Below are 20,543 nucleotides of genomic sequence, written 5' to 3'. Positions count from 1 at the left end.
TTGTTCTTATAAGCTCTCTCGATTGCATGACTTCTCCTTACTGAAAATCCTCCTATTTCAATCTCTTCCTAATCGAAAATGAAACGGTTGTCCCTGCATTCTTTGCACTGTTAATGGTAAGGCCCTTTCGCGTTAATTTCATCACTCGTTTATGGATATTTTTTAGACCAATCCCCGACTGCTTGTTACTGAATAGGGCTTCTCTTATTTCTGCTGGCATTCCAACTCCGTTATCGTGGACAGTAATAATGATCTCATCCAAGCTTTCAGTTATATTTATGCTGACCGCTCCACCTTCTACCTTCTTCATTACGCCGTGATTGATTGCATTTTCAACAAGCGGCTGGATTGTTAAAATCGGAATTTCATACTGCAACAGATGAACATCCGCATTTATTTCAAATTGAAGCCGTTCTTTGAACCGTGCTTTTTGCAACGTGACATATGCTTGTACAAACTCTAACTCCTTCATAATAGTCACGTATTCTTCTGAAATATTTTTTTGAAAAATATAACGTAAATATTCTGTGAAAACAGCTAACAGCTCAGCGGCCCGTTCGCTGTCACGATAACAAAAGTACATAATCGTATTTAGTGAATTGTACAAGAAATGCGGTTTGATTTGTGATTGGAGATAGGCTAACTCATTGCGTGTCGCCTCTTCAGCTAATTCTGTAATGGTAAATAGCGTTCGAACCCGGGCTCTTATTTCATCTGCTTCAAACGGCTTTGTTATATAATCATTCCCTCCATTTAGGAAAGAGGCATTAATATCCTCAATCGAATTTCGAACAGTAATAAACAAAATCGGAACTTCAATTAACGAATACTCTTTACGCATTTGTTTGCTAACGTCATAACCTGACATTCCAGGAAGCATAACATCAAGAAGAATGAGGTGAGGCTTTGAATGCTTCACATACTCCAGCGCTTCTTCACCTGAGAAAACAACTGTTGTTTTATAGCCTTCTTTCTCTAAAATGTTTCGTAGAATCTCAGCATTTAGTACTTCATCATCCACAATTAACACTTCTCGTGAACCCTTTGGAAAGGAAGTCTCCTGAACTGGCACCTCTTCATCTGTAGTAGGAGCCACCTGCTGTTGTTGCACTTCATACTTTCCATGCTCCTCCTTCTCACCTACAAAAGGCAAAGTGAAAACAAAGCGTGAACCTTCATTCTCCTTTGACCAATCTAAGTACAACCTTCCATCCATGATTTGCACAAGCTGACGCGAAATAGATAAGCCAAGTCCAACCCCTCCGCTTCCTAGCTCATCTTTCGGTAATGCTTGTTCATACGCAAGAAAGATCTTCTCTTGAAACTGCAGAGGAATGCCCTTTCCCGTATCTTCAACAGTGACATGAACATATTCATCTTTCACATAACTCGAAATCGTTATCGAACCAGCATTTGTATTTTTCAAACTGTTATTGACGAGGTTATAGTAAACTTGCAGCAAACGATTCTCATCTGCTAATACGAAACGATGAGATTCATCAATTTGATTTACTAATTGAATGCTTTTTCCTTCTGCAATAAAGCGAAACATCTCAAATACATTGGCAGTCACCGAATAAAGGTCTACAGGCGCGATTTGCACAGATAGTCTCCCTTCTTTTATTTTCGCTAAGTCTAAGATATCGTTCACCATATTGGTCATACGATAGCCTGTTGACTTAATTAGCAGCATTTTTTTCTCTAACTCTTTCTCATGCTTCGTATCTTCAAGCAAAGATTGAGAGATATTGATAATTCCATGAAGCGGCGTCTTCAGCTCATGTGAGGTTCGGAAGAGAAACTCATCCTTCATTCGATCTGCTTCTTCTAATTTCTCTGTATACAAGCGCTGCGCTTCTTCACGCTGCTTTTTAAGGATATTTATTTTATCAGCAAGGGCAAATGACAAGAACAAAGCCTCTAAGCAAGCGGCAACTTGCGGAATCACATCAAAGTACATCGTTTGAAACGGAATAACACTCAAATAACTCAGTGCTTGAACAATGAGTGAACTCAGTAAAATCGTCCAGCCAAGCACATAGAACCGTGCCATTCGCTTCCCCTTCAACATAACCCTTATCGCGGCCACCCACAGTAAAATTGGAACAATCAGTACGAAGAGCGGAACAGCCACGTTTGTTAGATGATCTGGGATGATCGCAAATAACAGAAACGTCCCTGCACTTATGAATAAAAAGAATAGAAGCAAACGGTCCATGTATGGCAAAAGTTTCTTCGTTTCCAAAAATGCTCTCCCAAAAACAGTCATCGTAACACAAAGCAATAAGGCAGCATAATCAAGTGAATCAGCCATAAACCACACTGGCAGAACTTCACCGAGATATTCCACATCCAAACTATTCATACTCGCCTGAGTCAAAATAAACGCAATAATATACAACACATAATACAAATAAGCTCTTTCTCGCAGCGAGAAATACAAAAACAGATTATAAAGAGCAAGCGAAATCATAAAACCATAAAAGATGCCGGACAAATATTTATACTCTTTAACACTTTCAATTAACCCATTCGTCGAATATAAATTCGTATTCACTGAGACGGGCAGCTCATCACCTGATAGCTTAAAATAGATTGCTTGCAAATTCTTCGGCTCAAATTCATACAGAAAAGAACGCAAATGAAGTGTTCGTTGGTCCATATTAACTAAGCCGCTTTTTTGCATTTCGTATGAGCCATCATCCTTCACAAAGTAAACCTCTATAAACTCAAGCTTGTCCACAAACTCAAGGAAATTCATATTATCAAAGGCCTCACCTATCACACCACGCTCTAACTTTAACCAAACTACATCTGTCGTATAACCGAAATAGGGATAGACAGATTCACTCGACTCAAACTGACCGTCCAATTCCCCCGCAAGAATCTCCTCAATTGTTACCTCACCCGTCTCATCTCTAAAAAATTCATATTCCTTCCCTAATGGATGAGTTTCAACTAACTCCTCTGCATCCACACTGCTTGCTACTATCAAAAATGAAAAAAGAATTACCAACAAACACAGTTTCCTTTTCCACACAAGTTGAAATCGATTCACACCAAACTGCCCCACTTCCTCTAACTTCTGTTCTTAAGACAAGAACGAACAATACTTCTTACCCTGCTTTTAAGAAGCCGGTCATATAATAATAAAAGTTAAACATTCCAAATTAAGGATACTATATTATTCTTACAAAAACCTTAAATAAGTCTAAAAAGGGCTAATTGGAACAACTTTTAAGCGCGTAATATTACTGACTTTCGCAATCAATGTGATGTATATCACCTCTTCCACATTTCTAAGAAGATAAAATAGTAGTTAGTAAAGAGAAAGGAAGGAAAAAAATGAAAAACACGCTTTTATTAACAATAGTCTTATTAAGTGCATTAATGCTATTAAATGGATGCAGTAATGAAGAATTTGATATACATTTATCGGCTCCGAAAGAATTTAAGGTAGGAGAAAGTGTTCCAATGAAACTAACAGTTACCAATGGAGAAAAGAAATTATCTGATTTACTCATTCAAGGCCACTTCGACATGGTCGATATGGATCATGGCACAGTTTCTGTGGATTTTAATGATATAGGCGATGGCCAATATATTGGTTATGCAGCACTACCAATGGGAGGACAATGGGAAGGTGTTTTCACTTTGGACAATGAAAAGCGTGAATTTCAAACGATGGAAAACTTCTCCATAGTGATGGATACGGGGCATGAAACGACTAAGGGTGCGCAACTACCAGACTTTCAGTTAGTGGACCAGGATGGGAAATCTTTCACTCGCAAAGAGGTTGAAGGAAAAAAGACAGTGGTGACCTTTACTTATACAAGATGTAACCTTGAATATGCTTGCCCAGTTCAAATAGCCAATTTGAGATCTTTGCAAAAGAAACTAGAAAGTGAAAAGGTCGACACAAGTAAACTACAATTAATTTCTATTTCGGTAGACCCGGAATTCGACACACCAGAGGTATTAAAGCAATATGCTAACAATCTAAATATTGAGCAATCCTATTTCAAGATGCTCACAGGTGAACAAAGTGAAATAAAACAAATAGCTGAAGTACTTGGTATTTACTTTGAAAAAGATGGCGATATCGTAAATCACGATACGAATACACTTGTATTTGATGAATCAGGAAAATTAACACATGAATTTGAGACTAGCGCAGTTGATTTAGATGAATTGTTTAATATTGTCACTGATGCTAATTAAATACCTATTGTTTGCTATTAGCAAATGCGTTTTTCTTCATTATTATTAGTAAAATTGATCCTCAATATGAGAAGAACCTTACATTTGTTATAATAAAACTATAAATAAAGGGTTACGTTAAACATGCGCTTTTTTCGGAGGTGTAGGAAGTGGAGACGATTATCATTCCACAGAATACGGAAACAATTATTAGCACTTCAAGCAAAGGAAACAACTGGAACTTTATCCAGGAGAGCCATTTATAAAGCGTTCACCTCTAATCGAACAAATAGAGCAGACCCAATACAATTTAGGCCGGGCAAAAGATGTACTGTACTCACAATTAGAGAATTCAAAGTTGCAACGATTACTCATTGATTAGAAGGAGAGAGAAGCATGATAGACTATACAAAGTTTGATGTCATGTTATTGGATGAAGTGATTGCAAAAGTAGATTTAAAACCTCCTACAGATGACCGCCCTTATGTTATGAACTACATCCAAGGTTTCAATAAACAGTTCTCACCCAACCCAGAGGGCTTTATTTCAAAGGAAGAATTAGAAAAATGGTTAAAGTGGCGTGTATTTCCTGAAACAAGGATTAATAAAAACGAACTGCTCGCTTCTCTAGGATTAAACAGCTACAACCGCTGGGCAATTGTGCGTAAAACACATGGCGTTATGGCTGATGATGAAATCTGGATACGTTTTAAAGGAGAAGCCTTGCAGCATCGAGATGTGACGCTGCGAAAATCTTTATATTATCCAAAAGATACAAAATCAAGTAGCTAGCACTATCACATGGATTTTGCTAGCTACTTGATTAATGGTTGTTGTTTAATAATAACGAAGACAGAGTCTTCCCTGCTTCTTACACATATGCTTTATTGCTATCCTCTTTCCGAAAGAAGCTCTTCATCGCATTATACACATCTGCTTTTTGCTTAAGGATATAGTGGCGGAACTTTTCGTCTTTGACGTTTTTGTAGGCTGACATGAGTGTGGAGTGTCGGTTGTATTGATTCACTTCCCCATACCCAAACATATTACTTTTCTGCATCAACTCTTGCACAAGCTTTAAGCAGCGGCCGTTATCTGAGGTTAAGTTGTCGCCGTCTGAGAAGTGAAAAGGATAAATATTATAGCGGGTTGGATCGTATTTCGTATCGATTAATTCTAATGCTTTGCGGTAAGCGGATGAACAAATCGTACCACCGCTTTCACCTTTGGAAAAGAAGTCGTCTTCAGATACGACTTTGGCTTCTGTATGGTGGGCGATGAACACAATATCGACAGTTTCATATTTTGTTCGTAAGAAGCGGGTCATCCAGAAGAAGAAGCTGCGCGCCATGTACTTTTCCCAGACGCCCATCGAGCCTGACGTATCCATCATGGCGAGAACGACTGCTTTTGATTCTGGTTTTACAACTTCATTCCACGTCTTGAAGCGAAGGTCTTCTTGGTAAATTGGCGAGAATTTCGGCTCACCGCGAAGCGCATTGCGGACGAAGGCATTTTTCATCGTTCGCTTCTTATCAATGTTCCCCATCAGCCCTGTCTTACGGACATCGTTAAAAGCAATATCTTCCACAATGTTCTCATCGCGTTCTTTTTGCTGAAGGTTTGGCAGCTCTAGCTCTTTGAATAATGCATTTTGCAATTCGAGCAATGATACCTCTGCTTCATAATAATCTTCACCAGGCTTATCGCCGGCTCCGCTTCCTTGCCCAGGCTTCTTCTCACCTGAACCATCCCGTGCAATCACATCGCCGACCTGACTGTCGCCATCCCCTTGACCGACATGTTTGTTTTTATCATAATTGTAGCGAATTTTATACTCATCAAGGGAGCGAATCGGAATCTTCACAACATCCTTGCCATTGGACATGACGATATTTTCTTCGGTAATCAAGTCAGGAAGGTTATTCTTAATCGCTTCCTGAACCTTTTCCTTATGACGCTGCTGGTCCTCAAACCCCTTACGATGAAGGGACCAGTCTTCCTGCGATATCGTAAAACTCTTGTTCTCTTCCACCCTTTCCCCTCCTTAACTAGTCATTTTCATACCCGATGCTACAAATAACGGGTTATTCTATCCTATGCAGAACTTGTTTGATCTTGATTAGGAGTTAAGGATTTTCCATGTAGAGAACGGAAAGTAAGGAGTTATCATCGATTTTGATCTTCTGAAACACTGAGCATTACACCAACGGAAATCATTGAGCCAAATGGTGGAAATCAATAGCTTACATATACAGTAAAATCACTTGTTGCCCGGGAAGAATTAAAAGCAATCGTTAAACGGATGCAACTAGGCAGGAGAGCATCTGCACAAGAAGGAAAATCAATCACAAAAGCTCCACCATATTGCTACTTGCGTAATGATAACTTAAAGCTATATCAAAAAGTTTTAGAAAACAGAAAAACAGCCTTAATGAATGTCTAAAGAGAGGATATTATAGATACTTTACAAAAAGTAGCGTCAGAACGCATCAAAGTTGCTTAAAAATGAAATGGAGGTAGTTAAGAGAAGAAATCGAGAAAGAAAGTCCTACAAGAGTAAAACACCCATGAATTTATGCAAAGGTTAAAGCGCGTAAAGCTCAATATGCAACGAAGGGTATTGAAAAGAAAAACGCCTTCTCAAAATTGTTCCTGAGAAAGCGACTTATTTACGGAAGGAGGATTGGGTGAAATGAGTTTAGTTTGTGGTTAAGTTATATATGAACTATAATAAAACTCTTTTATAAAACACACTTCCCCCTTTTAATTCGAAATCCTTAACTCCAGTGATTTACAATAACATTCAAAGTCAATAATCACCTATATTATACTTTTTGTTTACTTGAGTGAGCAAACATATTATGTTGTATTGATTGAAGACCCAAAACAAGTTCATTCATTAACCCTAAATGCAGTTGCTCCCAGTCACTTCTCATCGAAGGAAAAGAACCAACTATTTGTAAAATCGCTTGTATAGCAACTTTTTTCACATTCTCATCACTTAATTCAGAATGGTGAAAAAAGTGGCGAAGACAACGAATTTTTTCATGTATACCCCAATATTTTGGATATAACCGCTCTAATTCCTTCTTTGAAAGCGATACGCATTCAACAAATACTTGGTTTAAAGTATTAATAGCATTTTCAAACTGAGTTCTACTTCCACTAAGGGCTGTTACACGAAAATCTGATAACTTAACACTTATTCTGATTTTATCATCATTAAACAAAGGAGATAGCCCTAATGCGGTAGCCATATCAATACAAAACGTCCTTGAATGAGTCACTGTATCAAGCAGTTTTTCCAACTCTGTAGACCACTTTGCTTGAGGATCTGACTCATAAGAATTAGTTGTTTGATCTTCATCTTTTGACCCTTCTTTTTTATTTTGAACTTGTCTAACCATATAATCTTGAACAATTGCATTTAATATTTTAGGATGCTCTTCTTCAGAAACCAAACCATAGCCAACAAGGTGTTTGTGAATCTCTGGGTCACTAGAAACAAGTTCATTATAATCACTAATTTCATTCATGCAAAGAATTTCAAGCAATTCATATTCAATTGAATACCAAATAGTTAAAACTTCTACAATATGCCTTGCCCAAGGAACGAGGGACTTATCCCTTGAGGACTCTGTTTCTTTTAGACTATCTAATTTTATTTTAAAAGGAATTTTCTCCCCTTTAGCATCAAGGTCCTTTTTAACCCAGCTACACGCTAACCTAATAAGCATAGGATGACCGCCATAGCGACTACGTAGATACTCATAGCAGTCTTCTTCAAATTTCATTCCCATATATCTACCTAATGTTCTTACCATGTCCCTAACTTCTTTTCTATTAAACGAAGGTAGAAACAGTGTTGGAAATAACCCAAAAATAGGATTGTCCACCTTGCCAATCGACACTGTTTCAACACACTTAGGGTTTACACCTACTAATAAAAAGGAAATTTTAGAATTAGTTGTTTGATAAGCGCGAATTGTCTGCCAAAAAGGGACAAACTCTTCATTCCAATGTGGTGAACGTATGCAAGTTTCTGGTGATATATGCTCTATTTCGTCAATAATAACTAAAATGCGGTTGTTTGGTATTTCTAGTCTTTTCAGTATAAAGTCCATTCCATTAGAGAATTTTTCAGAAGCATTCTCAGGAGTAAAAGATTCAGATAAACCTTTCGGCAAAGAGATTGTTGCCTCTTCTGCCACCTTTCTTAGAATTTCTTCAAGAAGTTGCCACCAATGTTTGTCATATATTTTAGTGTCAGTACCATTAATAAGTGTAGAAATACCAATGTTTGTTGCTTTTATTATTCCCTGCATTTTAAAAATAGTTGATGTTTTTCCTAACTTCCGAAGCCCAAACATAGTAGAATTCTGTCCCCGTTTGAACCTATCTATTAAACTAGAAATAAATTGGGTGCGGCCAAAGTAGAAAGTATCTTCAATCATAGCCTGAGTAACATCAAATAAGTCTCGAGAAAACATCGCTTCTGTTAACCTTCTACGAACAAACCAGTCATCTTGTTGTTTATATAATTCTTTTCTATAGAATGGAATGATATTTTTTGTATGGGCTGAGGAAGTAAGAGTATTTATAACTAATTCACGGATCTTTTTTTCATCAGAAACTAGAATATAACAGAGGTTATCCACCCGACCTTTAGCTGGTAAAGAAGACATAATTTCTCTAACTAATTGTGTGACCCTGCCTTCAAACCCCGTATGAGGAACGTACACCAAGAGAACTTCCTGTTCAAATCCAAATATCCATTTCGTATGCTCTTCTGGAGACAAAAAATACATAGATACTGAGGTTCTAAAAGATGTATATGCTTGTCCATAAGTCACGTCAAATAAACTGAGAAAAGGAACTAAGAGTGACTCTTCTCCAATATGGTCATTCAAATAATGTTCATATACCTCTTGTCGAATAATCCCTATTTTAACCACCCACTCTTTTACATAAAAAGTATTTTATGTCTATTATTATACATTATTTCCTTAAAAAAACATGTGTAAATGTATTTTTTATCGAAAGTCTTCTGTTCCTTAACCCATAGCTCTGAGTATTTCTCAGCCGCACTTATTCATTTTCACTCCACCTTCTCAAACATATTACTTTTCTCCATCAATCCCTTTAAAAGGTTTAAGCAACGGCCGTTATCTTATGTAAAGTCATCTCAATTTGAGAAGTGAAAATGATAAATAATATAACGGGTAGGAAGATATTTCGTATCCATTAATTCTAAAGCTTTTCAATAAGCATACACAAAAAAACAAGGCCCCCCCTGAGAACCTTGCTTCCATTACCCTTACCTCAATTCTTTCAATACACTAGTCGTCGCAAGACCGTTTTCTGTCATTCGTTTTGTTGCGACACGGCCTACATTTGGCGCATAGTAGGAGTAGTATCCATCACTATCTTTTACAGTAACGACATTGTTGAATGTTCCTGCTGGGGTTTTGATTGTTGCATTTGTTGAGATAATTGTATTTGTACTTGTCTCTCCTTCATACCCTGTTGTCCAAGTTTGTCCTACTTTAGCTGGGTATTTAATTGCGATATCACCATCAGATTCATAGAAGCCTATGAACAGACTTTCTTTATCTTCTGCAAAATAATACGTGTATGTCGTATCAGAGAAAATGCCTTTCCAGATTTGGGCGCCGCGTTCATGTCTTTCGAACATTAACATCCATGTTTCTCCACCATAATGACCGTCCATGCTTTGATAAACATAAATCTTTGTTGGGTCGTTTAAATAGGATTTTGTTACACTTGTTGCTACGTTTACGATGATTGTTTTTTCGGCAGTAGTGATAATCGCTTGGCTGTTTTCCTTATCCCAATTCACTTGAGCTCCAAGTGACTCGGCTACAAAGCGCAGCGGGATCATTGTTTTTTGATTAATAACCTTGGGCGGTACACTTAGGCTTGTTTTTGAACCATTAATCTTTGCTGTTTTGTTATTGATTTGCAAAATGATTGTCTTTTGTCCTTTCACACCAGAAATTGTTTTCGTACTTCCATCCCAATTTACTGTGGCGCCTAATGATTCAAAGATTCCTCGCATCGGAACTAGCGTTTTACTATTAATAATAACGCCTCCGTTTAATGTCTCTTTCTCCATTGCTCCCGTTTCATTTGTAGGTGCGAATAAAACAAATAGTAGTGCGAATACCATGATGAAATATCTTTTCATACAAACCCCTCCATTTTCTTACATTTAAGTATTGCTTTATTGTACCATGAGAGGAGGGAATATTGTCCTATTTTTTCACATAAAAAACCTCCCGAAGCTTTCTGGCTCAGGAGGTAATCGATTAAAGCAAATATCCCATTTCTTTTGCGGTGTGTTCTAGTTCGTCTCTAAATTTCGGGTGGGCGATGTTAATCAGTGCTTTTGTGCGTTCGCGGATTGTTTTCCCGCGGAGCTTTGCCACACCGTATTCGGTAACAACGTAGTCGATGTCATTTTTTGAGGTTGAGATTGGTGTTCCGGCAGCTATTGTTGGGACAATTTTTGAGATTTGTCCGTTCTTTGCGGTGGAATGCAGGCAGATGATGCCCCTGCCTCCCTCAGCAATGCGTGCGCCAATGCCAAATTCCGCTTGGCCGCCGGTTGAGGACCAATACATTTTGCCAACCTTTTCTGAATTACATTGACCTAGGAAGTCTATTTCCACGGAAGCGTTAATAGTAACGATGTTTCCTTCATTTGCGATTGAAGTAATATCGTTTGTTTTGTTCACTGGCAGCATGTATACGTCTTTGTTTTCATGTAAGAACTCATAGAGCCGCTTCGACCCATACGCAAATGTGCCCGTCGTTTTGCCTTCGTATGTTTTCCTTGAAAGATTGCTGACAGCACCGCTTTCGATTAAGTCGACAAGCTTATCAGGAATCATTTCGGTTGCTACGCTTAAGTTACGATGATTCTTCAAATAATCCATAACCGCATTCGGGATAGCTCCGAAACCAATTTGAATCGTATCCCCATTGTGAATTAAATCTGCAACATAGCTTCCGATCTTTGCGTCTTTTTCTGTGATAAGGGGTTCACCTGCGACTGGTAATGGCAGGTCATTTTCGACAATCGCCTTAACCTCATCAATATGAATTTGATTTTCACCATATGTACGCGGCATCTGCTTGTTCACTTCTACTAAGATTGTTTTCGCCGTTTTCAATAGCGGTGCAATATAATCGCAGTTTGTACCAAGAGAGAAGTACCCTTCCTCATCAATCGGAGAAACAGTTGCCATAATAACCTGATTACTTGTGATTTCTTGTAAAAGCGCAGGCACATCGGAAAAGTGATTTGGCAGTAAATCAATCTCCCCCGCATGAAAGGCCCTGCGTTCATCTTTTCCAAGAAACATTGAAATGATTTTCAGCCGTTCTTCGTCAATTTGCATCACTGGTCGAGATGAGAGCATTTGAAACAAACGGTTCCCACGAAGTCCATCATAATGTGGGAGCGCATCCAATAATGCCGGTGGTTCGCCGACAAGTATTGGAACAATGAGATCGTCTCCTTGCTCAATAAACTCAACTGCTTTTGCTGCACTAGTCTGTTTTTGCTCATATTTTCTTTGTAGTGTCATTTCCATCGACTCCTATGATAAAAAACTTGAAGTTACAATTTCATATGCTTGATCGAGGATATTTAGTTCAGTTTCTTGTTCGTGCTTTGTCGTATTGTCTAAAATATCATTCTTCAACTCCACATACCGCTTTGCTAATTTCCCCTTTGTCGGATAAACAACGAGCACCGCTCCAAGCGAATCGACATATTGACTTAAGTGTTGGTTTTGCATCTTATCTTCTCCTCTCATTGCTTAATACATAACCTTCGTTTGTTATTTTTAACCGTTTATCAAAATAAAAAAAGCACTCGCACCTGGAGAGGTTCGAATGCTAGAAATATTCCTTTAAATAGATCTTAACAAGCACCTCCCCTATATCCCGTAGGGCAATTCGCATTTATGTCGAATAGGCAGGTCTCCTGACTTATCTTCGTCGCTTCCTGTACCTTCCCGTTATTCACAGTGGTTTCTACAGGTCGCTCTGACTTACAGTGGCGGGAACCGTGTCGGATTTGCACCGAACTTCCCTTTTAAGCTGAGCTTTGATTAGCCCAGCACCTATTTAACAACTCATTCAATTGTTAGTTTTCAGTATATTGGTGTTGTCGAAGCTTGTCTAGTTTTTTATCAATTTCTTAGCTCTTGCGAAACTTGCGATCTGTTTTAAATAGGATAAAGCAGGGAATAGTCTACCAAAGGAAGAAACCTCTACACACCACATTAACACATCCAAGGAGGAAGCGTTAATGAAAACCCCAATTCCCTCAAGTGAAACAATTATTGCCTTAACACCTGAACGTATTGTGACGATAAAAGGCGATGCCATTTGTACGTATGATGCAGAGTATTATACAGTCGAAGAGCATACAGAAGAAGAAGTGATGGCCTAATCGAGCTTATATCATTTTAAAAAGCAGCCCCAGATGAGCTGCTTTTCCTTATGTATGTATAGCTAATTTCATTAACCTTGCGACATTACTTGTAGTACTCTTAATGTTTTCCTTTGCGTGGTCTAGTGCGCCCTGTAATGTGCCAGGACGATTTACGACGCTAAATAAGGTATCAATTCCGTGTTCGTATACTACCTCACTGCCATCACCAATACTGCCTGCAATGCAAATGACAGGAAGTTGATACTTCTTAGCAGCTTTCGCTACGCCGATTGGTGTCTTACCGTAAATCGTCTGATGGTCGATTCTTCCTTCACCAGTAATTACGAAATCAGCACCACTTAACTTCTCCTCAAGCTCCACCGCTTCAAATACGATGTCGATTCCTCTTCTTAATTCACAAGGCAAGAAAGCGAGCAAACCAGCACCTAACCCTCCAGCTGCTCCGGCTCCCTTCACATCCCGTACATTTCTTCCTATATCTCTACTAACAATTTCGGCAAAGTGAGTTAAGTTTTCATCAAGTGTTTGCATCATACTTTCTGTTGCACCTTTTTGCGGTCCATAGACGTAAGAGGCACCCTTTGGACCAGTGAGTGGATTATCCACATCACAAGCAACCTCGATTGTGACATTGTGAAAGAGTGGGTTCAAGTTTGTTCGATCTATGGAAGCCAATTCAGATAGCGCCCCACCGCCATAGCCGATTTCTTCTCCCGAGGCATTAAGGAGGCGGACACCAAGGGCTTGCGCCATTCCTGCACCTCCGTCATTTGTTGCGCTTCCCCCGAGTCCAATAATCACATGCTCCGCACCTTCTCTTACAGCATCCAGAAGTAATTCTCCTGTTCCAAATGTCGTTGTCTTCAGTGGGTTTCGCTCACTTTCATGTACATGATGCAGACCAGAAGCAGCTGCCATTTCAATTACAGCTGTTTTTCCATCACCAAGCATTCCGTAAAAGGCAGACACCTTCTCACCGAGCGGACCTGTTACAATAGCTGTTCTTATTTTCCCAGCTGTTGCATCCACTAATGACTGAACCGTGCCCTCTCCGCCATCAGCTAACGGGACCTTCACGTACTCAGCATTCGGAAACACTTCTTTGAAGCCATCCTCCATACACTGTGCCACTTCCAGAGCCGTTAAGCTCTCTTTAAATGAATCGGGGGCTATGACAACCTTCATCCATTCATCCCCTTTTCTATTATTTTAATCTACGATTTCAGCACCAAGCACACTTCTAAAATGCCCTAGCGCCCACTCATGTCCCTGTTCATCAAAGCTTGCGACTGCATTTCGATGAATAACTAATTCAAACCCCTTATTATAAGCCTCAATAGCTGTATGCAAGACACAAATATCGGTACAAACACCAAGCAAATGAAGCTCAGTAACACCGCGCTCGCGCAGCTTTAATTCCAAGTCTGTCCCGCAAAAAGCGCTGTACCTTGTTTTATTCATATAATAAACATTCTTCTCATAGCGATGTTCTTGATAGATTGATTCAAGCTTACCATATTGCAGACGCCCTTCTGTATGTCCGATATTGTGCGGTGGGAAGAGCCGTGTTTCAGGGTGGTAAGGATCGTCCTCCTTATGAAGATCGACCGCAAATACGACAAAATCACCGATGTCAATGGCCGCTTGAGTCAGCCTTGCAATATGCGGCTCGATTCTTTGTCCAGGATTTCCGCAGGTTAATGCACCGTCATTTGCAACAAAATCATTCGTATAATCAATGATAACCCATGCCCGATTCTTCATGAAATAACTCCCCCTGTTTTGATAGCTGTCTTTACTTCAAATTAATACAAACACAAACATTCGGCAAGCTGTTTTTTTGCAAAATAAAAAAGCCTGCCGTTTTCGTTCACGACAGGCTGTATCTATTATTTCGTCTTATCATGCTGCTTTGGGTCAGGGCGGCGGCCTCTATCTTTCACTTCATCATTGGTGGACATGCGTTCCATCATATCACCGTGCTCTTTCATTTGCTTCTCGTCCGCTGCCATTGAGCTATTCTTCGGTTTCTTAACTTCATCCTTTTTCATCGATTATCACCTCTATTTTATATCTACCCCTTCACGAAGAAAATAAACAGCCAAGCATTCAATTCTGTTTCAATCAATTCGCTCGCCTTGTTCATCCTTTTCAATCACATTAAAACTGTGCAACACATCGCTAAGCCGTTCTTTCGTTTCTTCTGAGGTTACAATATAACTAATCGGAAAAAAGACTCGCGCACTCAGCTTTAACTCATAGCCCTCATTCGTTTGGCGTGAATACCCATAATACTTATGGTTCGGCGTAATCGGAATAAACTGAAATGACTTTACACGATTCCATTTCAAGAAACGCTCGCCACAAATAACACCCTCATCACTGATCGCAAACAGTGAGATTAACCTCGGTGTATTGGCTAACGGAACAAGCAGTAAGAGAAAGGCGAAGATATCTACCTTTTCACTTATCATAATAAAGAATGCGACCACTGTTAGAATAAGGATAATTAACCCCCAAATAATAATGTTCCCTTTCTGCGCTTTCAAGTTCGGCGGAGCAACCTTAGCATGATTCGGACTTAAGAGATGCTCTGCATCGTGTTCAATAATCGGAAAGGCAAGCTCTTTTTGATTTTTCAGCTTCTGAATGACCGTCAAGAACTGATAAATCAGTGAACCGACAAGTGCTAGAAAGCAAATACCAAAGACAACCTTGAGGATCGACATCGTCAGCCCCTCCTAACTTGTAATCTTCGAATCCTGCAAATCAAAGGTCAGCAAGTCACAGTTTGCGACCATCTGCTGATTCATCGACTTTATTTCGCCTGTTTCATAGAGAGCACGCAATGCACGCAGCCATGTTCCATGCCCAAACATTAAGATATTCTCGTACTTCTGGTAATGCTCTAGAAACGTACGAATTCGCTTCTCCATATCTGTCATCCGCTCTCCGAATGTAAGTGTATGCGGCTCATTCCGCCATTCATGTCCCCAGCGTTCAAGCAACAGATCCTTATGCTTTCCTTCTAGTTCCCCGAAATCAAGTTCATTTAACAGTGGCTCTGCTTTATAATCAGTGAAACCATGCAGCTCCGCTGTCTGCTGGGTTCTTACTAGACCACTCGTTAAGATCATGTCATAAGGTGCGCCTAACGCGAGTTGTTCTTTATTTTTGCCTATTTTCATCATCATTTCATCTGATACTGACGAAATAATCGGGATATCACGACTTCCTTGTAGAAGGCCGCTTTCATTCCATTCTGTCGGCAAATGCCGTATCGCCGTAAGCTTCATCCAATCTCCTCCTAATCTATTACAATCTACGATCCTCTTTCCCTAATTGTTTCACTACACCTACTTCTTTGTCCAGAAATGAAAAATATAACATGGTTATGTTGAATGTTTTCGCCTATTTATATAATATTTTCTATGAATACAATTTCATATAGGTGGTGAAAACAAGATGAAATTCAAGGTGCCATTGTTATTATTTTTATTATTGATGTTCGTATTAAGCGCCTGCAGCGATGAAACAGCGAAAACGCCAGAACCTCCTGCAGACGACGTCCAAGAAACCGAAACGCCAGAAGAATCTGAACCTGCTCCTCCACAAGAGACGAAGCCTTCCTTATCATTAGAAGATTTCGCTCAAGGGAAGCTTGACGGCCTTCGTGTATCATTAGGGGCAACAAAAGAAGAGATTGTTAAAGAATACGGAGAACCTCAAGAAGAGGGAGCGTTCGAAGGAACGAATTATCTTATTTATGAACACTTTAACCTCTCCTTACCTCCCTATGACCCTCGCTTAAATGCCGTTGAATTGAAAACAGATGAACTTACAATGTTTGGCGTTCACCCAGGCATGTCGCTTGATGAAATTAAAGATGTCCTTGGCGAACCTGAGTATGAAGGGTTAAATGAAAAAAACGGCGGGTGGCTTCTCCATTATCAAGCTGGCGGCAATGATGTCTATATCGAAGCAAAGAACAATAATGACAAAGTAAATATCATTCGCTTTATTGCCCGCGAATTGCCAGAAGAATAAGCATAAGCCGCTTCTATTGAGGCGGCTTTTTGTTTAGAAAAAATGAAAAAAGGGTAATAATGTTTGCTTAGTTGCTTATTTCCTATATAATATTCTCTGTAGATTTATTGCGAGGAGAATGAACTTGGAAAATAAGCAGCTAGAAAAATACGTTCACCTAATCCTACAACGCTCTGGAAGTACAGCAAATGTAATATTAGAAAAACATTTTCCCGGCAAAAAGCTTGCTGGCGGAAAATACAATATAGGGACTCATACAATTACTTTATATATAGAAGATATTAAGGAACAATGTGTACGACTCTTTTCATCATTAGACCGTTTCCCAGAATACTTTGCGATTGTCTTTGCTCATGAACTCGGCCATGCTGAAGACTCTCAATTGGAAGCGTTAGCCGATCAATTAGATGTCGTTTCTGACCTTGAACGAAAGAAAATCGCTCTGCAAATCGAAGAAAACGCATGGAATTTTGCGCAAAAATTGCTTCGCGAAGCAGATGAAGCATTTATGAATGAAATCATTGACCACTCACTAAGAGCTTATCGTGAGGCAATTCAATTAGAGACAGCATAACTGAAAGAAGTGCGTTTTCTTTTAGACTGGATTTATATTCTAAGGAATTAGATAGGAAAAAACAAAAAAGCCGTGCCACCTGACAAGGCACGACTTTTTCGTTCTTTAGCGGTTCAGTAAGCTTCCAACATAACGCAGTAATTCATTGGCAGATGTGGAGTTATAGCCGTATTCATCAATCAACGTCGCAACAACTTCATTAATCTTCTTCAACTGCTGTTCATCCGGTGTCTTCGTGGATGTCGTAATCTTCACAACATCCTTCAAGTCCGCAAACAGCTTCTTCTGAATGGCTTCGCGAAGGCGTTCATGTGAATTGTAATCGAACCTTTTCCCTTTGCGAGCGTATGCTGAAATGCGGATAAGAATTTCTTCACGAAACGCTTTTTTCGCATTTTCAGAGATTCCAATTTGCTCCTCAATTGAGCGCATCAATTTCTCATCTGGATTCATCTCTTCACCTGTTAACGGGTCGCGAATTTTGTTTTTATTACAGTAAGCCTCGACGTTATCAAGGTAGTTATCCATAAGCGTCTTCGCTGATTCATCATAGGAATAAACAAATGCCTTCTGTACTTCTTTCTTCGCCAACTCATCGTATTCCTTACGCGCCACTGAAATGAAATTCAAGTACCGCTCCCGGTCTTCCTCTGAAATAGAGGCATGCTGCATTAAGCCATCCTTCAAGCTGCGCAGTACGTCAAGCGCATTAATTGTCGGGACTTCTTTGCGGATAATCGCGGATGAAATACGGTTAATAACATAACGAGGGTCAATCCCTTTCATCCCCTCATCCGAGAATTCTTGCTTCATTTCTTCGACATCCACATCATTGAAGCCTTCAACATCTTCCCCATCGTACAAGCGCATCTTCTTAATCAAATCAACGCCTGATTTCTTCGGCTCCTTCAGCCTCGTCAAAATCGTAAACATCGCCGCAACCTTTAACGTATGCGGAGCAATATGCACATGCGCCATATCACTGTCACGAATCATTTTCTGATAAATTCGCTCTTCCTGTGTCACCTTAAGGTTATAAGGAATCGGCATCACAATAATACGAGAGTGGAGCGCTTCATTTTTCTTATTCGAAATAAACGAACGATACTCCGCCTCATTCGTATGCGCCACAATCAGCTCATCTGCACTAATTAATGCAAAACGGCCAGCTTTGAAATTTCCTTCCTGCGTCAGTGACAGTAAGTGCCATAAGAACTTCTCATCACACTTCAGCATCTCCTGGAACTCCATCATCCCGCGGTTCGCCTTATTAAGCTCTCCATCAAAGCGGTATGCACGCGGGTCAGACTCTGAACCATACTCAGCAATCGTTGAAAAATCAATGCTCCCAGTTAAGTCCGCAATATCCTGCGACTTCGGATCAGACGGACTAAACGTTCCAATCCCAACCCGCTTATCCTCTGATAAGAAGACACGCTCAACCATTACATCTTCAATTCTTCCCCCATACTCTTCCTCAAGCCTCATCAAGTTCAACGGAGACAAATTCCCTTCAACCCGAACGCCATACTCCTGATAAAATGCTTCACGTAAATGTGGTGGAATCAAGTGAAGGGGATCCTCATGCATTGGACAGCCCTTAATCGCATAAACAGCGCCTTCCTCTGTCCGAGAGTACTGTTCAAGCCCTCTCTTCAGCAACGTAACAAGCGTCGACTTACCGCCACTTACAGGCCCCATTAACAACAGAATCCGCTTACGAACATCCAATCGTTTCGCTGCAGGGTGAAAATATTCTTCAACAAGTCTTTCAACCGCTTCATCGATGCCATACATATCATTACTGAAAAACTTAAACTTCTTGCCTTTGTCTTCTTCCTCTTCAACACCCGCATCTTTTATCATATTGTAAACCCGTGCATGAGCAGACTGGGCAACTTCGGGACGTTCCTTAAGAATTTCTAAATACTCCGCGAAGGTACCTTCCCATTGCAAACTTCTTTCTTCCTCACGGTACTCTTCAATCCTTTTTAAAATATCCATGCAGTACCTCCTCATCTGGCATCTTTCAAGCTAGCGGTTTATTCTCAATCTATGCTCGACCAAAACGAAACATGCCTGAAAAAAGATTGAAGGGGAGGATGAAAAAACTGACTTCAGTCACGAACGAAACAAGAAAGAGCAGAGGAATTATGTGATCATAAAAATAACCGACTACCAGTTTAGGTAATCGGTTATTTTGTATTTATGCTTTGTATGCTCTTGCTACATAATATGCAATGGATCCACTGCCTGAATTACAACGAATACTTACTTTGAATCCGTCTTTCTCAGCTTCCCAGAATTGCTTGTTCTTATCAGTGGTTCTTTCAGCTACTGTTTTTGCACTTTCATCAATTGCACAATAACAATTATTATCTGAGTAAATTGACGTCAACGGACATTCAACACCAAAGGAGAACTTAGTACCTGTGTTACCATATTGCATTGTAAACCCATATTGCGTGCCTACTAAAGCATTGTCTCTCTTCTCAGTTGCAATTAATCCAGCCACAGGATATGTAGCAACATCTGGGATTACAACACCTTCAGGAATTGGCGTTGTCATCAACATAGGTTTGCCATGTATGTTATGATCTCCTGCAAATACTAACGGCTTGTCTAGTTCATTAATTAATAATACAATTGCATTCGCTGGCTTTTCCATAAAATAAATAATAGGAATTATAACAGCCACAATAACTAGCGATGCAACAGCGACAACTGCAGTAACCGTTGCAACAGTAACCCCAGTGAAAGCTGCGATAGCTTCTACTGCCCCAGTAGCTAGTTTAGCTACTACAGTTGAAGTTGATAGTGCCCCTATCCCAAGTGCACCAGAAAGTAAAATTTGAGCAGTAACGACCCCAGCATCATCATCTTCCATACCTTTAAGACGTTGAAGCCCATCAATTAATACATGTAACTGCCTTTTAATTTCATCACCAGTTGCATTTTTCAAAATTTCATAGGTCTCTTGTTTTAAGGGAATAGGAGCTGTCTGGTCACTATCTTTAAGTTCTGATAAATCCTTCCCCAAAGCCTCAGCTAATGCCTGCTTTTTTTCCTCAACAAACGCAGTATGTAGCTTTTGAACTTCTTGTTGACTCTTAGCACCTTCTAGTTGCTTAGCATACTCTGGAAATAAAGAACGGAAACCATGCTTCAACTTCAAATCAATATCAATGGCCGGATGCATAATTAACTCCCCCTAAGTTACAATAATTAACT

18 protein-coding genes and 1 riboswitch are annotated in these 20,543 nt (G+C 39.7%); of the genes, 5 read left to right on the top strand and 13 right to left on the bottom strand.

Going from position 1 to position 20,543, the window contains the following annotated elements:
- Window positions 1-52: 52 nt before the first annotated feature.
- Window positions 53-3,019, bottom strand: coding sequence for a 7TM diverse intracellular signaling domain-containing protein (locus LC040_19545; GenBank protein ID WLR51305.1), 2,967 nt, complete (start codon window positions 3,017-3,019; stop codon window positions 53-55).
- A gap of 326 nt (window positions 3,020-3,345) precedes the next feature.
- Between LC040_19545 and LC040_19540 the strand changes: the two genes are divergently transcribed.
- Together LC040_19540 and LC040_19535 are read left to right on the top strand one after the other, a co-directional pair.
- Window positions 3,346-4,221 (top strand): SCO family protein, encoded by an 876-nt coding sequence (locus tag LC040_19540; protein ID WLR51304.1) that lies wholly within the window; start codon window positions 3,346-3,348, stop codon window positions 4,219-4,221.
- Window positions 4,222-4,596: 375 nt separating this feature from the next.
- The gene (locus LC040_19535) at window positions 4,597-4,992 is read left to right on the top strand and encodes a hypothetical protein (protein WLR51303.1); all 396 of its coding nucleotides are present in this window, start codon (window positions 4,597-4,599) and stop codon (window positions 4,990-4,992) included.
- 79 nt (window positions 4,993-5,071) lie between these two features.
- Here LC040_19535 and yhbH read toward each other — a convergent pair whose 3' ends face one another.
- From yhbH to LC040_19510, 5 genes are all read right to left on the bottom strand, one after another.
- Entirely contained in the window at window positions 5,072-6,235 is a 1,164-nt protein-coding gene (yhbH, locus tag LC040_19530) for a sporulation protein YhbH (protein WLR51302.1), read from the bottom strand.
- 793 nt (window positions 6,236-7,028) lie between these two features.
- The gene (locus tag LC040_19525; GenBank protein ID WLR51301.1) at window positions 7,029-9,113 is read right to left on the bottom strand and encodes an AAA-like domain-containing protein; all 2,085 of its coding nucleotides are present in this window, start codon (window positions 9,111-9,113) and stop codon (window positions 7,029-7,031) included.
- A 407-nt stretch (window positions 9,114-9,520) separates the two neighbouring features.
- Window positions 9,521-10,411: a copper amine oxidase N-terminal domain-containing protein gene (locus LC040_19520; protein ID WLR51300.1), complete on the bottom strand. Its 891-nt coding sequence runs from the start codon at window positions 10,409-10,411 to the stop codon at window positions 9,521-9,523.
- 121 nt (window positions 10,412-10,532) lie between these two features.
- Window positions 10,533-11,816 (bottom strand): acetyl-CoA hydrolase/transferase C-terminal domain-containing protein, encoded by a 1,284-nt coding sequence (locus LC040_19515; protein WLR51299.1) that lies wholly within the window; start codon window positions 11,814-11,816, stop codon window positions 10,533-10,535.
- 12 nt (window positions 11,817-11,828) lie between these two features.
- The gene (locus LC040_19510; protein WLR51298.1) at window positions 11,829-12,029 is read right to left on the bottom strand and encodes a hypothetical protein; all 201 of its coding nucleotides are present in this window, start codon (window positions 12,027-12,029) and stop codon (window positions 11,829-11,831) included.
- Window positions 12,030-12,189: 160 nt separating this feature from the next.
- A riboswitch (cobalamin riboswitch) is annotated at window positions 12,190-12,375 on the bottom strand.
- 169 nt (window positions 12,376-12,544) lie between these two features.
- Here LC040_19510 and LC040_19505 point away from each other — a divergent pair.
- On the top strand, window positions 12,545-12,688 hold the full coding sequence (locus LC040_19505) for a hypothetical protein (protein WLR51297.1): 144 nt from the start codon (window positions 12,545-12,547) through the stop codon (window positions 12,686-12,688).
- A 48-nt stretch (window positions 12,689-12,736) separates the two neighbouring features.
- On the opposite strand, the gene LC040_19500 is transcribed toward LC040_19505, so the two are convergent.
- From LC040_19500 to LC040_19480, 5 genes are all read right to left on the bottom strand, one after another.
- Window positions 12,737-13,876 carry a glycerate kinase gene (locus tag LC040_19500; GenBank protein WLR51296.1) on the bottom strand — a complete coding sequence of 380 codons (1,140 nt, stop codon included), beginning with the start codon at window positions 13,874-13,876 and terminating at the stop codon, window positions 12,737-12,739.
- 24 nt (window positions 13,877-13,900) lie between these two features.
- Window positions 13,901-14,455 carry an isochorismatase family cysteine hydrolase gene (locus tag LC040_19495; protein WLR51295.1) on the bottom strand — a complete coding sequence of 185 codons (555 nt, stop codon included), beginning with the start codon at window positions 14,453-14,455 and terminating at the stop codon, window positions 13,901-13,903.
- A 125-nt stretch (window positions 14,456-14,580) separates the two neighbouring features.
- A complete protein-coding gene (locus tag LC040_19490; GenBank protein WLR51294.1) occupies window positions 14,581-14,742 on the bottom strand; it encodes a hypothetical protein in 162 nt (53 codons plus the stop codon).
- A gap of 69 nt (window positions 14,743-14,811) precedes the next feature.
- Window positions 14,812-15,420, bottom strand: a complete 609-nt coding sequence (locus LC040_19485; protein WLR51293.1) for a hypothetical protein — start codon at window positions 15,418-15,420, stop codon at window positions 14,812-14,814.
- 12 nt (window positions 15,421-15,432) lie between these two features.
- Window positions 15,433-15,987, bottom strand: coding sequence for a phosphoglycerate mutase family protein (locus LC040_19480; protein WLR51292.1), 555 nt, complete (start codon window positions 15,985-15,987; stop codon window positions 15,433-15,435).
- A gap of 169 nt (window positions 15,988-16,156) precedes the next feature.
- Between LC040_19480 and LC040_19475 the strand changes: the two genes are divergently transcribed.
- A complete protein-coding gene (locus LC040_19475) occupies window positions 16,157-16,738 on the top strand; it encodes a DUF4309 domain-containing protein (protein WLR51291.1) in 582 nt (193 codons plus the stop codon).
- 124 nt (window positions 16,739-16,862) lie between these two features.
- The gene (locus LC040_19470) at window positions 16,863-17,312 is read left to right on the top strand and encodes a hypothetical protein (GenBank protein WLR51290.1); all 450 of its coding nucleotides are present in this window, start codon (window positions 16,863-16,865) and stop codon (window positions 17,310-17,312) included.
- 105 nt (window positions 17,313-17,417) lie between these two features.
- Here the strand turns inward: LC040_19470 and LC040_19465 are convergent, their stop codons facing one another.
- Window positions 17,418-19,316, bottom strand: a complete 1,899-nt coding sequence (locus LC040_19465) for a PrkA family serine protein kinase (protein ID WLR51289.1) — start codon at window positions 19,314-19,316, stop codon at window positions 17,418-17,420.
- Between the two features lie 202 nt (window positions 19,317-19,518).
- A complete protein-coding gene (locus LC040_19460; GenBank protein ID WLR51288.1) occupies window positions 19,519-20,511 on the bottom strand; it encodes a hypothetical protein in 993 nt (330 codons plus the stop codon).
- Window positions 20,512-20,543 lie beyond the last annotated feature (32 nt).

Origin of the sequence: Bacillus tianshenii (genome assembly GCA_020524525.2) — a bacterium.
Classification (GTDB): Bacteria; Bacillota; Bacilli; order Bacillales; family Bacillaceae_N; genus Bacillus_AV.
This window is presented reverse-complemented; position numbering and strand designations above follow the sequence as displayed.

What these genes read in the sequence shown, in the direction of transcription:
- LC040_19540 (WLR51304.1), top strand. Translation starts at nt 3,346, where the DNA reads ATGAAAAACACGCTTTTATTAACAATAGTCTTATTAAGTGCATTAATG.
- LC040_19535 (WLR51303.1), top strand. Translation starts at nt 4,597, where the DNA reads ATGATAGACTATACAAAGTTTGATGTCATGTTATTGGATGAAGTGATT.
- LC040_19520 (WLR51300.1), bottom strand. Translation starts at nt 10,411, where the DNA reads ATGAAAAGATATTTCATCATGGTATTCGCACTACTATTTGTTTTATTC.
- LC040_19515 (WLR51299.1), bottom strand. Translation starts at nt 11,816, where the DNA reads ATGACACTACAAAGAAAATATGAGCAAAAACAGACTAGTGCAGCAAAA.
- LC040_19510 (WLR51298.1), bottom strand. Translation starts at nt 12,029, where the DNA reads ATGCAAAACCAACACTTAAGTCAATATGTCGATTCGCTTGGAGCGGTG.
- LC040_19505 (WLR51297.1), top strand. Translation starts at nt 12,545, where the DNA reads ATGAAAACCCCAATTCCCTCAAGTGAAACAATTATTGCCTTAACACCT.
- LC040_19500 (WLR51296.1), bottom strand. Translation starts at nt 13,876, where the DNA reads ATGAAGGTTGTCATAGCCCCCGATTCATTTAAAGAGAGCTTAACGGCT.
- LC040_19495 (WLR51295.1), bottom strand. Translation starts at nt 14,455, where the DNA reads ATGAAGAATCGGGCATGGGTTATCATTGATTATACGAATGATTTTGTT.
- LC040_19490 (WLR51294.1), bottom strand. Translation starts at nt 14,742, where the DNA reads ATGAAAAAGGATGAAGTTAAGAAACCGAAGAATAGCTCAATGGCAGCG.
- LC040_19485 (WLR51293.1), bottom strand. Translation starts at nt 15,420, where the DNA reads ATGTCGATCCTCAAGGTTGTCTTTGGTATTTGCTTTCTAGCACTTGTC.
- LC040_19480 (WLR51292.1), bottom strand. Translation starts at nt 15,987, where the DNA reads ATGAAGCTTACGGCGATACGGCATTTGCCGACAGAATGGAATGAAAGC.
- LC040_19475 (WLR51291.1), top strand. Translation starts at nt 16,157, where the DNA reads ATGAAATTCAAGGTGCCATTGTTATTATTTTTATTATTGATGTTCGTA.
- LC040_19465 (WLR51289.1), bottom strand. Translation starts at nt 19,316, where the DNA reads ATGGATATTTTAAAAAGGATTGAAGAGTACCGTGAGGAAGAAAGAAGT.
- LC040_19460 (WLR51288.1), bottom strand. Translation starts at nt 20,511, where the DNA reads ATGCATCCGGCCATTGATATTGATTTGAAGTTGAAGCATGGTTTCCGT.